The sequence below is a fragment of the Actinomadura xylanilytica genome (genome assembly GCF_030283145.1).
Taxonomy (GTDB): Bacteria; Actinomycetota; Actinomycetes; order Streptosporangiales; family Streptosporangiaceae; genus Spirillospora; species Spirillospora xylanilytica.
In genome coordinates, this window is the sequence record NZ_JASNWE010000004.1 from 1 (window position 1) to 12035 (window position 12035).

11 protein-coding genes and 2 pseudogenes are annotated in these 12035 nt (G+C 63.3%); 5 read left to right on the forward strand and 8 right to left on the reverse strand.

Going from position 1 to position 12035, the window contains the following annotated elements; all coding sequences use genetic code 11:
• Positions 1-220 precede the first annotated feature (220 nt).
• Together QP090_RS23810 and QP090_RS23815 are read right to left on the reverse strand one after the other, a co-directional pair.
• Complete coding sequence (locus QP090_RS23810; protein WP_285941426.1) at positions 221-1099, reverse strand: hypothetical protein; 879 nt, start codon at positions 1097-1099, stop codon at positions 221-223.
• Positions 1100-1579: 480 nt separating this feature from the next.
• Positions 1580-1936, reverse strand: coding sequence for a tyrosine-type recombinase/integrase (locus QP090_RS23815; protein ID WP_285941428.1), 357 nt, complete (start codon positions 1934-1936; stop codon positions 1580-1582).
• A 260-nt stretch (positions 1937-2196) separates the two neighbouring features.
• On the opposite strand from QP090_RS23815, the pseudogene QP090_RS23820 reads away from it, so the two are divergent.
• Positions 2197-2460 (forward strand): annotated as a pseudogene (locus QP090_RS23820) (IS30 family transposase); the annotation flags it as partial.
• A gap of 353 nt (positions 2461-2813) precedes the next feature.
• Here QP090_RS23820 and QP090_RS23825 read toward each other — a convergent pair.
• Positions 2814-3725, reverse strand: a complete 912-nt coding sequence (locus QP090_RS23825) for a transporter substrate-binding domain-containing protein (RefSeq protein ID WP_285941430.1) — start codon at positions 3723-3725, stop codon at positions 2814-2816.
• A gap of 70 nt (positions 3726-3795) precedes the next feature.
• Positions 3796-4452, reverse strand: a complete 657-nt coding sequence (locus QP090_RS23830) for a hypothetical protein (protein ID WP_285941432.1) — start codon at positions 4450-4452, stop codon at positions 3796-3798.
• A gap of 360 nt (positions 4453-4812) precedes the next feature.
• Here QP090_RS23830 and QP090_RS23835 point away from each other — a divergent pair, with 360 nt between their 5' ends.
• Positions 4813-5628, forward strand: a complete 816-nt coding sequence (locus QP090_RS23835; RefSeq protein WP_285941434.1) for a transposase family protein — start codon at positions 4813-4815, stop codon at positions 5626-5628.
• Between the two features lie 83 nt (positions 5629-5711).
• Here QP090_RS23835 and QP090_RS37705 read toward each other — a convergent pair whose 3' ends face one another.
• The 4 genes and pseudogenes from QP090_RS37705 to ltrA all read right to left on the reverse strand — a co-directional run bounded on the left by QP090_RS37705 (position 5712) and on the right by ltrA (position 8276).
• Positions 5712-5825: an IS3 family transposase gene (locus tag QP090_RS37705; RefSeq protein WP_432763074.1), complete on the reverse strand. Its 114-nt coding sequence runs from the start codon at positions 5823-5825 to the stop codon at positions 5712-5714.
• 92 nt (positions 5826-5917) lie between these two features.
• Positions 5918-6655 (reverse strand): annotated as a pseudogene (locus tag QP090_RS23840) (IS3 family transposase); the annotation flags it as partial.
• Positions 6583-6870, reverse strand: coding sequence for a transposase (locus QP090_RS23845; protein WP_285941436.1), 288 nt, complete (start codon positions 6868-6870; stop codon positions 6583-6585). The pseudogene QP090_RS23840 and the gene QP090_RS23845, both read right to left, overlap by 73 nt.
• 143 nt (positions 6871-7013) lie before the next feature.
• Positions 7014-8276 carry a group II intron reverse transcriptase/maturase gene (gene ltrA, locus QP090_RS23850; protein WP_285941437.1) on the reverse strand — a complete coding sequence of 421 codons (1263 nt, stop codon included), beginning with the start codon at positions 8274-8276 and terminating at the stop codon, positions 7014-7016.
• A 1481-nt stretch (positions 8277-9757) separates the two neighbouring features.
• Here ltrA and QP090_RS23855 point away from each other — a divergent pair.
• From QP090_RS23855 to QP090_RS23865, 3 genes are all read left to right on the forward strand, one after another.
• Positions 9758-10120, forward strand: coding sequence for a MarR family winged helix-turn-helix transcriptional regulator (locus tag QP090_RS23855; RefSeq protein WP_285941439.1), 363 nt, complete (start codon positions 9758-9760; stop codon positions 10118-10120).
• Between the two features lie 26 nt (positions 10121-10146).
• Positions 10147-11601 (forward strand): MFS transporter, encoded by a 1455-nt coding sequence (locus tag QP090_RS23860; protein ID WP_285941441.1) that lies wholly within the window; start codon positions 10147-10149, stop codon positions 11599-11601.
• A 113-nt stretch (positions 11602-11714) separates the two neighbouring features.
• A complete protein-coding gene (locus QP090_RS23865) occupies positions 11715-12008 on the forward strand; it encodes a DUF1330 domain-containing protein (protein ID WP_285941442.1) in 294 nt (97 codons plus the stop codon).
• Positions 12009-12035 lie beyond the last annotated feature (27 nt).

The window sequence follows — 12035 nt, forward strand, 5'->3', positions numbered from 1 at the left end:
TCCCCGCAGACAGCGCCCGCCCCTTGCTGCCGACCTGCTTGCGGTGCCGGCCGACGACCCCGGTGACGTACTGCAGGGTCTGACGCGACAACGGCAGCGAAGAACGATAGAAAAGCATGTGAAACCTCTGGTGGGCGCGGAGGGTTGTGAGAGATCACCCGCCCTACCAAGGCTTCTTCACGTTCCAGGGCCCGCCACACCGCCCGCGACCATGCCGTGATCACCCATCCCACGGATGCTGGTGAAAAACGTTCACTGTGCGGCCGGGCAGTAGGACAGGAGCGAGGGCCCTGAAAACATTCTGGACGGACTCGCCTCCATACTCCTCCAGATTGTCGGTGGCCTGGAGGAAGCCTCCACCATGAGAGAGTTCATCCACTTGAGTAAACGCGCAAGTATTCCGAATAGCTTGTGCTCCACCGAGAGCCTGCATCAGCTCGGGCGCTACGATCGTCACCCAGGAGTAACCTCGAAGGGCCTCCGAGCACTTCGGAATCGTTTCATAAACGGACTGTCCTGTGGCGTCCTCATGACTGGTCTCAGGATCGGCGAAGTCATCGGTGATATGTCCCCAGCATGCTTGCATGCCCGTCGCCCACGGTTTGATAAATGACGCCCAAGCCCGCTGCTCATCCGCCGGAACAATCTGCGTGAACTCACTCATCACCTCCACACGCATCCACTCCGGGAAGTCCTCATCGGCGTAGGAAACCCCGATCCGGATGCTTCCGGAAGCGCTCCGGCCAGCGGCATCCAGCGGCTCCATGAAGAGCCAAGCTCCGTACGAACGGCACGCCAAGGCATCGACGAATCTCTGCCACGATGTCGGAGAATACAGTCTGAGCGGGGATGGTGAACTGTAGAGATCTTTGTGGACCTGCATCGCCGCCCAGATCCCGTTGGGCTCGCCGCGCGGGACGAGTCCTGTGTCGTCCTTCAGGGCAGCCGCGTTCAACACGGGGCCGCGCTGTAGTTCATCGTCGAATCGCGGAAACAGAACTCTCCTGGCAGCCTGCATCCAAGCGACGGCCAGCCGGGCGAACTCCTCCTCGGGCTCCACCCGGGCCACCAATTCCATGTGGAACTGCTGAGACGCCACCGTCCCCCACCTCCCGGGAGCAGATCGGCTTGAATCCTAACCCGCACGTATGCCGGGTTCCGGCGACCGCCGTCGGAGCTCAGGATGTCGCGCCGAACGTCAATAGTCCCAGCACCACCGCTCCACCGCTCCACCGCTCCACCGACGACGGCACCGGTGGCCGTGGCCTTTGCGGCGTACCCGGTCACCTGATGGCCCTGGCGTTGGAGACATCTACTCCGCTGCAAGGAAGAGTTCCGCGCATCCATGGAACGGGCACGAATGACCGCCTTCTCGATTGGGATTGAGCGCGCGGATCAACCCGCGTTCGTCAGAATGCGGATTACACGGGTGCAGTTCCGTGCCAGCATGGGAACATGACACGGAACCATTCGCACCAGTTCATGGATCGCTCGTCACGACCAGCCACACAAATCCGGTCTGAACAAGCGATCCGCAGGATTCAGGCTTCGGCCGGCGTCCTGCCGATCCCCAAGTTCGTCAGGTTCCGCTCATGATGCCCGCCAGTTCGGCCCGCGTGATCGGGGTCTCTCCTCGTTTGCCGGAGCCGGCGTTGAGGATGACGGCGGCGGCGTCTTCGGCGGATTGGCGGGCCAGGCCGGGGAGCAGGCTGGTGTAGGTGTCGGCCGCGATGGTGATCGACGACAACCGCAACGTCTCCTGCACGACCTTCATGTCATACCCCGCCGCCAAAAGGATTGACGCCGCGCCGTGCCGCAGATCATGGAACCGGATCGGCGGCAGACCGGCCTCCATCGACAGTTGCTCGAACTCCTCGGTGACGAACGCGGGATGCAGCGGCTGCCCGGTTTCGGTGGTGAACACGAACCCGGCCACTCTCCGGTCCATAATACGGAGAATTCCCATGCTCGAGGATTAGAAGGCGGATCCAACTGGTCGTCGCAACACCCTGAGATTTGGAGGTGTTGCTGGTGGGTGTGGGGAGGCGGCAGCAGTCTGTCCGGTTGTATCGGGGGCAGATTCCCTCGCCGGGGCGGCCGACGGTCGCGTGGCGTGAGGATCGTGTCCGTTTCTGGCAGGCGATCGCGCGTGAGGCGAGTTCGGAGGACGCCGCGGCTGCGATCGCGGTGTCGCAGGCGGTCGACACCGGCCTCCAGGTCTACTTCGCCGACCCGCACAGCCCCTGGCAGCGAGGAACCAACGAGAACACGAACGGACTGCTGCGCCAATACTGCCCCAAAGGCACAGACCTGTCGCGATGGGACGCAGACGAACTCGCAGTTGTAGCCCAAACACTCAACACCAGACCCCGCAAAACACTCGGATGGAAGACACCCGCCGAAGCCATGAACGAGCAACTACTAACGCCCCAGGAAACCGGTGTTGCGACGACCGGTTGAGTCCAAGCTTCACGCCTTCGCCACCTGGCATCTCTTCCGAAGTTGCGGAAGAAGGCCAAATAGCACCGCATCGCAGCCGAAGCCGGAGGAGTCTGGAAACCGCTACGCCCCCGGCGACCACCAAGTGACCAGAGAAGCTGCTGCAACCACGAATACGCGCTGAACGATTACGCGAGATCGCCAGCATCAAGCCCCGCGTCGAGGTTATAGTTCTCTGCCCTGTGCTGGAAGACCGTGTCGCGGTTGTCGCATGCGGCCTCGTACACGAGCATCGCCCGCACGGTCATGAGGTGCTCGCCTCCTCGCCCGCCGTGGCGTTGACGGACGCGATGGCTATCCGAAATTGCCGAGATCTACTTTGTGCATTGTGTGTGCTCATCGACGTCGGTGATCTCCGGCTTATATTCTTTCACTTCTTGAACATTATGGAAGTGGGTCGCGAAATTGTTCGACCACGTGGACATGAGATAATCTTTAAGCGCCTCTTTTAGGCGAATGCAATCGTTATAATGTCCCTTGGCGATGCCGATTCCGTAATACTGTGGCGACAGAGCCACGATGCCTTTTATGACACGCAGATCCTTGTACTTGTTTGCAAACCCATAGAGGATGGCCTGGTCTGTCCACACGGCGTCTGCATTTTTTCCTATCAGCAAATTTACGCAAGCCTTATAATCCTCCTCTGGGGGCAGATATGTAGCTTTTTCGTTCAACTGGGCGGCCATCTTGGCATCCGGATTACCCTTGCCGTCCACCTTCACTTCCGAGGTCGAGCCTTTCACGGTGCACACTTTTCTCTTTTTGAGTTGCGGCGACGTCCTGATCAGCTTTCTATCGTCTTCTCGTATCAGGACGCCGGTCCGGGTCATCAGATAGGGGCCGACGAAGTCGACCCTCTTTCGCCGCTCGTCTTCCATCGAATATGTTGCGATAACTAGCCTGTCGGCTCCACTTACGAGTCGCGGTTCACGTTGGGTGGTCGTGATGTCCTCCAATAGTGGATCAAATTTCAGCGAGCGGCCCAGATACGTGGCGAGATCGTTCTCGAATCCGTCGAACTTGTGGCCATCTTTGGAGGTCTCATTGAAGCCCGGCTGCCCGTTCTTGGCACCGACGTGGACAACGCCGGACAGCCACGGCTGGGCCGATGATGCCGCGGGCGAGCCCGCGGCGGACTGGACGGCCTTGCCGCCGTCGGTGCCGGAATCGCACGCTGCGAGTACGAGTGCGGTAAGCGTAAGTGCGACGAGGTATCTGCGTGTCACAGACATGACCGTGTTCTCCAAGGGAATCGCATGGAACCGGTTCGGCGTGGACCGGCGGGCGGCTTGGGATTCATGAGTCAATGACTCCACTCCCGACGCCGATCTTGATTTTGCAACCCTGGTCGGTCACCAATATTGCATTGAGTTTGACGGTTGTCCCATACGCCTGTCCAATGGGCACCATCGCGCTTTCATTGAACTTATAGTTGCTGCCCGACTTTGAGCCTGACACGTACCATCTACTTACGAATAGGCAATCTCCCGTATTCCCAGTGTCGGATTTTCCGGTCAATTTCAGTCGCAGAGTCTTATGGTCAGCCTTCGGCACCGGCGTGGAGATCGTAAAACCCTCGCCGTTACTCTTGGTGATCACACGGCCCGAATCCAGAGTGATCTTGTCGGTGACGTCGACGGGCTGGTGGTTCTTCCAATACGCGATGCCGAGGCCGCCACTGGTGAAGACGGCGGATAGCACGAGCACGAGGGCAATGGTGCTGCGGCCGTCCAACGGGGCGGCCGCCTGAACCAGCATGCCGAGCAGCGCCCCGGCGAGCGCAAGGCTGACAGTGCTGTAAAGCGTGCGTTCGTCAGGAGTTCCCCAGTTGACCCAGAAATAGGACGATAAGGCGAACAACCCCGTGACGGCGAAGGCCGACAGGAGTGCGATCACGAACCCGCGGCCCTGCCGCTCGCCCTCTGGTTCACGGGCGTCCGACGCCGGATCCACAGCCTCAGGGCACTGCGGTCTGCCCGGTTCACTCTCGGACTCCGCAGAGCCGCCTCGCGTCTGTCCCTCTGGCATGATCCCACCTCCGGCACCGACCGTGTCGCCTAGCATAGATACGAAGTCGTGGAGTAGTAAGGTAATCCCGGTAAATTTGAGCCGGACACCGATGCATTCTTAGGCATGACCGGTGTCGTTCAGGGAGACGTGCAGATAGATCGCAGGGTCAGAGAACGAGCGTGGAGGGTTTTTGGTCAGCTGATAGTCGCGTTGCGGGCGTGCGTTTCGGGTGACCAAGGACAACTCGATGGAGTCACCTAAGGCTTGTCCCGTAACTGTTGGGCGTGCTGGGGTGATCTTGGGGTGTCTGGTGTGATCACGGCGTCGGAGTCGTCCTGGATAGCCCCGTTCACCGGGCTGAGCCCGCGTGCCTTCGGGAAGCTGGTGATCGCGCTGCGCCGCGAGGGCGCCGATCCCGTCCGCAAAGGCCGCCCTTGGTCGCTGCCGCTGGAGGACCGGGTACTGCTCGTGGCGACCTACTGGCGGACGAACCTGACGATGCGCCAGCTCGCCCCGCTGTTCGGTATCTCCAAGTCCGCGGCCGACCGCGTCATCGACCACCTGGGCCCATCACTCGCGCTCCAGCCCCGCAAACGGTTCCGCAGCGACACCGTGCTGATCGTGGACGGCATCCTGGTGCCCACCCGCAACCACAGCATCGCCGAACAGTCCAAGAACTACCGGTACTCCACCAACCACCAGGTCGTCATCGACGCAGACACCCGCCTGGTCGTGCTGGTCGGCCAGCCCCTGCCCGGCAACCGCAACGACTGCAAGGCCTGGGAGGAATCCGGCGCCAAAACCGCCATCGGCACGACCACCACCATCACCATCACCATCACCATCACCATCACCATCACCATCACCATCACCATCACCGACGGCGGCTACCCCGGCACCGGACTCGTGATGCCCCACCGCCGCCGCACAGGCGAAGAACTACCCGAGTGGAAACAGGCCCACAACAAATCCCACAAACAGGTCCGCGCCCACGTCGAGCACGTCTTCGCCCGCATGAAAACCAGGAAGATCCTCCGCGACCGCCGACTCAAAGGCGACGGCGTCCACCACGCCATGCCCAGCATCGCCCGCCTCCACAACCTCAACCTCACCGGATAAGCAAACAGCCAACCCGACCACCGACCACGCCCACACACAGCCTGAGGTTCCCCCCGTAGCACGGCCACCTGGGGTGAGATGGGTCAGCCGGTCGGTGGTGAGGTGCGGTGTTGTTCCTCGAAGGCGACCGGGCTCAGCATTCCGATACTGGAATGTCTTCTGAATGAGTTATACCAACACTCGATCCATTCAAACATTGCGGCAGCGAGTTCGGCTCTTGTCGACCATTCTTGGTATCTAGGAGCTCAAGCTGCATGGTTCCCCAGAACGACTCCATCATCGCATTGTCGAAACAATCACCGACCGTGCCCATCGAGCCGAGCAGTCCAGCGTCCCGCAGCCGCTTCCCGAACGCCCAAGAAGTGAATTGCGGTCCGTGGTCGGAGTGCAGGACCGTGGAGTCGGCAGGTGGCTTGCGGCGGGTCACCGACGCGGCCATCGCATCGATGACCAGTTCGCTGGTCTGACGGATATCGATGGAATGACCGACGACACGGCGAGAAAAGCAGTCGAGAACGGCCGCGCAGTAGAGTTTTCCTTCGGCGGTCGGGTGTTCGGTGATGTCGGTGACCCACAGCAGGTCCGGAGCCTGGACCTCGAACGCGCACTGGACCAGGTCCTCCTCGGTGGGCTCGCCGGCCGGGTTGCGGTGGCCCCTGCGCCGGTGGATCCCCTGGATGCCGGCCTCGCGCATGAGCCGCTCCACCCGCTTGTGGTTCACCCGCTCTCCCAATCCGAGCGTCAGTTCGGCATGGACGCGTGGCGCACCGTAGCTGAAGCGGGATTCGGCGTGAACGGCGCGTATGAGCTTCAAAAGCTCGGCGTTGCTCTGTTCGCGGATCGAGGTAGGCCGGCCGAGCCAGTCCTTGTAACCGGATCGTGAGACGCTCAGGACTCGGCAGGCCACCGCGACGGGAATATCGTAATCGGCGAGTTCACGGACCAGCGAGTACCTTATTTTGGGAGGACGTTCTCGCGGGCAAAGTACGCCGCCGCCCGTTTGAGGATCTCGTTCTCCAACTCCAATTGCTTGGCTTTGCGGCGTAGCTCGACCAGTTCCTTTTTCTCGGCGCTCGTCAGGCCGTCTGTGCGGCCCTCGTCGACTTCTGCCTGCCGTATCCAGTTACTCAGGCACGACTGGCTGATGCCCAGGCTCTTGGCCAACGCTGTGACCGGTTTGTCGCCGGTCCGGGCCAGCTCGACAGCGCGTCGCCGGAACTCCGGCGGATGAGGTGGCGGCACGAGACACTTCCTTCCCCGTTGACACACGGCCAACTCAGGTCACGTGGCCGTGAAACGGGTCGAGTAGCCGGGGGCATCTCAGCCCCCGGCTCTCACAGAACCGTGCTTAACGATCTCTCGTTACACGGCTCTTGCTGTCTTGGTCACCAGACCACGGGGACCCAGTTGACCCAGGCCCAATGCGCAAAGAAGCGGGGCCGTTTCGCCACCGCCCTGTTCCACGCGTCCTGCGCCTTTCTGCGTCCCTGAAGTCGTTTGAATTTCTCACGGAGCCAGCGCATCAGGTAGGCGTTGATGCGTGCCAGGAGGGGATACAGCGCTGACCTGTAGAAGGCGCCGTAGTAGTTCATCCAACCTCGCACCACCGGGTTTATCCGGCGGGCAAGGTCCGCTTCGGACAGGCTCGTGCGGCGGTTCAGTCGCCAGGACCGCACCTCCGCGTTGAGCTTCTTAAGGGCGTCCTTGCTGACCGCGGGCAAGATCGAGGTGAACATTCTCCCGTTCTTGTCCCGCGCTCCCCGGGCTCGGAACGTGAACCACAGGAAAGTGAACGAGGTGTGTTCGTACGAGCCACGCCTCTTTCCGTCCTGGCAGTAGACGATCCTGGTCTTCTCCGGATGCAGCGCCAGCCCGACCTCTTCCATTCGCTGCCTGATCGCCTCCAGCACAAGGTGCGCTTGGCGCTCGCTGACGCAGTGCACGACCGCGTCATCTACATATCGTTCGAATGGAATGCCGGAGAACTCCCTGGCCATCCACGCGTCGAACGCGTAGTGCAGGAACAGATTGGCGAGCACCGGCAATACCGCCGAACCCTGCGGGGTCCCGCGGTCGCGTTGCAGCAAGGAACCGTCGGGCAGTCGCAGCGGCGCTTGAAGCCACCGCCGCACATACAACACCACCCACGGAAGGTCGGTATGGGCCTCCACCGCTTTGACGACGAGGCCCCACGGAACGCTGTCAAAGAACTTCTGAATGTCCAAATCGATCACCCAGCCGCTCTTCCAGCAGCGCCGGCGGCAGGCGTCGACCGCGTGCAGCGCGGACCGTCCCGGCCGATAGCCGTAGGAGTCCAGGTGGAAGATCGGTTCGACCTTCCCCTCCAGACTCCGGGCCACCACGGTCTGGCCGATCCGATCCGCTACGGTAGGCACCCCCAACATTCTGGTGCCTGCACCATGCGGTTTCGATATTTCCACCGCCCGCACCGGAGGTGGAAAGTAGCTCCCCGAGGACATCCGATTCCAGATCTTATACAGATTGTTCTTTAGATCTTTCTCGAATTCCTCGATCGAGTGGCCGTCCACACCCGGCGCTCCCTTATTCGCCTTCACCCTCTCCCACGCCTCCCAGACAACCCGCTTCGAGATATCAAACGACTTGCCTGACGATTTCAGCTCGTCCATGCGACTCCTCCCAGAACAATGCCTGGTTGATCGAACGAACAACAGCCACAGACAGCCCGGCCCCTTCGCTCCGCTCCCATTGCAGGAACTTCAGCGCTACTACGGACCGGTCCGCCGGCACACCCAGCGACGGTACTCAGCCCCTCACAGTTTTGGACTGCTCGAGGCGCTCCCTCTCTCCCGCCCTCGCAGGCGAGTAATTTCCGGGCATGCCTTCTCCTGTTCCACACAGACGCCGCAGACCGGGCTCACGCCACCTCCATGCCGGACACCACCTGGCCAATAAGCGGATACCCGCCAGGCTCATCCCGAAGCTTTCCCCACACCCCGGTTTCGATGTCACCTTATGAGTAACGACACGTCAGCAGTGGTTCACTCGCGTTCGTCTTCCCGGTCCCTACCTGACACCTTTCTGGCGCCTTTTCCTCATCGCTCACCACGACGGTCTTCAGCCAACGCAGCATGAGGCGGTTTGAAGCCTCCCTCCGCAGGGCGACTCCGAAGGGCCACAAAACCTTCATCATCTGTGCAGCGCCGCTCCGGACAGCTCTGCCTACATCACGAGCCTCCTTCACGTTCAGGACACACGGGGAAGCTCAGTGTCCGTCGTGGTGAATTTCGATGGTGGTCTGGTCAGGGGGCCGTTCGGCCCGGGTGCGGTGGAGCGGGAACGCTTTCGCTTGCTGGCGTCGCGCGCGCCAGCGTGGGTGGCAGCGTCAAGCGATCCGGCGTGGCAGTCGGTTCCGGCCCCACACGGGCAGGGCGGCGGGCGTCACCATAGCGGGTCCTGCCGGGCAGGAGGTTCGGACCAGGCCGGCATGGTGCGGGGTTCGGGGTGAGCGCGACGCCAGTGGCCAAGGTACTCGCGGCCGCAGGTCCGGCACCACGCGCGGTAGAGATGGATGATCAGAGCAGGGCAGGCAGACAGCACCTCGCACACACATCTGATCTATTACCAGGGGTCGTCATGACGACGAGTCGGACCCACGAACGGAATATGCACGACCACTTCTAACCTGCACAGATACATCCTCTGCCGTCTCCCGTTCATAGAGAGAACCTCGAAAAGGATCCCGAGAAGAACCCCGAACAGAAGGCCGGGAGGGGTGCCACCACACGCCTCAATGGGGGTCTTCGAACTTAACCGTGCCCGGTGGGCACGGTCCGCTGTCAGGGTCTTGACGGGTGCAGAACGCCCGTGACGCTCTGTGATTCTTCGAGTTGCGACGCTTGAAGGATCACGTGAAGGGCCACGGGCCTGTCCAACGATACGACGCGGCTGTTCGGCTTGGTCGGGGTGGAGGTGGTCGGCGTCGCGGTCGGCGCCGCCGAACCCTGATCGGGAGATGCATAAAGGATTCATATAAAGCCGCTATGCTTCAGCCATGAGTCGCCAAGGCGCCGCGCACGGCGCTTTCGATGCCATCGGGTCAGCCCTCTACGGTCTGGCCACCAGGGCCGTGAGACGCCTTCCCCGTGACATGAGCCTGACGTCCGCCGCCACCTTGGCCACCCTGGACAAGACCGGTCCGCGACGGATCACCGATCTGGCGGTGGCCGAGGGCGTCACCCAGCCCGCGATGACCGTCCTGGTCCGGGTGATGGAGGAATCCGGGCTGGTCGAGCGGAAGGGCGATCCGTCCGACAAGCGGGTCACGCTGGTGTGCCTGACCGAGGCCGGCGCGTCGTACGCCCGGACGCGGCGCCAGGCGGGCGTCGACGCGTACGCGCGGTTGCTCGACGAACTCACCGGTGACGAGGTCGAGGCCTTGGCGGCAGCCCTTCCGGCGCTGCTGCATCTGGCGGAGCTCGAAAGCCACGCCCGAGAGGAGTCGGACCGGTGACCGAGGCCCAGGCTCATGACCAGTCCATGAGTACTGCCCTGATTCGTTCCGAGGCACGTCTGCTGGTCCCCGCCCTGATGTTCATCGCCCTGGTCGTGGCGGCGGTCGCCAGCCTCGGGACGCCGCTCATCACCAGCGTGGCGACTACGTTCCACGTCTCCCTCGACAGCGCGCAGTGGACGCTGACCATCTCCCTGCTCAGCGGCGCCGTCGCCACACCCGTCCTCGGCCGGCTCGGAGCCGGTCCGCACCGGCGGGCCACGATTCTCGCCACGCTGGCGGTCGTCGTCGTCGGCAGCGCGCTCACCGTGCTGCCGCTGCCGTTCGCCTGGCTGCTCGTGGGCAGAGCGGCCCAAGGCGTCGGACTCGGTCTCACGGCGCTGATGATGGGCGTGGCCCGCGACCATCTTCCCGAGGAGCGCAGCGCGGCCACGATCGCCCTGATCTCAGTGGTCTCCATCATCGGAGCCGGCGTCGGCTACCCGCTGGCCGCGCTGCTCGCCGAGTTCGGCGGACTGCGGGCCGCCTACGGCCTCGGCCTGCTCGTCACCGCCATCGCCTTCGTGACCGCGTGGCGCTCCATGCCCGCAGCTCCCGAAGGCCGCTCCGCTCACGTGAACGTGGCCGGTGCGCTCGTCCTGGCGGGTGGACTGCTCCTCGTCCTGTTCCTGGCCGGCGAGAGGAGCCTGTGGAGCCGACACCTCGCCGTGGCGGTGACCCTTGCCGTCGCCGCCGTACTCCTGCTCTGCGTCTGGACCGTTTCCGAACTGCGAACCACGACGCCCCTGATCGACGTCCGGGCGGTACGGCACCCGGCGGTCGCCGGGGCGAACATCGCCATGTTCGTCGGCGGGAGCGGCATGTACCTCCTGCTCACGCTCATCACCCGCTACGCACAGACGCCGAACAGCGCCGGCTACGGCTTCGGACTGACCACCTTCGTGGCGGGGCTGGTCCTCATCCCGTTCTCCGTGCTGGGGTTCGTCGCCGGCAAGCTCACGCCCCGGGTCCGCGAACGGATCGACGGCCCCCTGCTCCTGGCCGGCAGCGCCGCCATCGTCGGCGGCGGGTTCGCCCTGTTCGCCACCGCCCGGTCCAACCTGGCCGAACTGCTCGTGGCCATGGGCGTGCTGGGCTTCGGCGTCGGCAGCTTCTCGGCCGCCATGCCCGGCGTCATCCTGGCCGTCACACCCAAGAGCGAGACGTCGAGCGCCATGAGCTTCAACTACGTCGTCCGCAGCGTCGGGTACTCCCTGGGCAGCGCCATCGGCGGTCTGGTCCTGGCCGCCGGCACCGCCACGGGCCGCCTCTTCCCGAACGACGACGCCTACACGACCGCGGCGCTGGTCGGCGTCGCCGCGATGGCGATCACGACGATGGCCAGCCTCGCCCTCGCCCGCCGACGCTCACCCGAGACCAACCCGATCACAGCCCCAGTCGGTGTGCCGGGCCAGGGCCGGTCGAGTCGAACCGGAAGCTGAGGATCGAAGCCGTCCGACTTCGACGCCGTCTCCGTCGGCTCGCTGGCCCACAGCGCGCCGGCCGTGGATCTGAGCATACTTCTGAGCATCCATTCCGAACACAGGAGGTAACCGTGGCCAAGGGCTATTGGGTCAGCGCCTACCGCACCATTGCGGACCCCGAGAAGCTTGCTGCCTACAACAAGCTGGCCGCTCCAGCCGTCGAGGCCGCGGGCGGGCGGCTGCTCGCCCGCGGCAGCCGGGTCGTCGCACACGACGCCGGAATCGCCGAGCGCACCGTCCTGATCGAGTTCGACAGCTTTGAACAGGCGGTCGCCGCACATGCGAGTGCGGCCTACCAGGAGGCGCTGGCCGCACTTGCTGACGGCGTCGAGCGCGACTTCCGCATCATCGAAGGCCTCGACTGACGACCGATGCTGCGTCGGCGACGAACA

Coding starts and splice junctions, on each gene's coding strand:
- QP090_RS23855 (WP_285941439.1), top strand. CDS start 9,758: ATGAGCCTGACGTCCGCCGCCACCTTGGCCACCCTGGACAAGACCGGT.
- QP090_RS37705 (WP_432763074.1), bottom strand. CDS start 5,825: ATGTTTGAATGGATCGAGTGTTGGTATAACTCATTCAGAAGACATTCC.
- ltrA (WP_285941437.1), bottom strand. CDS start 8,276: ATGGACGAGCTGAAATCGTCAGGCAAGTCGTTTGATATCTCGAAGCGG.
- QP090_RS23860 (WP_285941441.1), top strand. CDS start 10,147: ATGAGTACTGCCCTGATTCGTTCCGAGGCACGTCTGCTGGTCCCCGCC.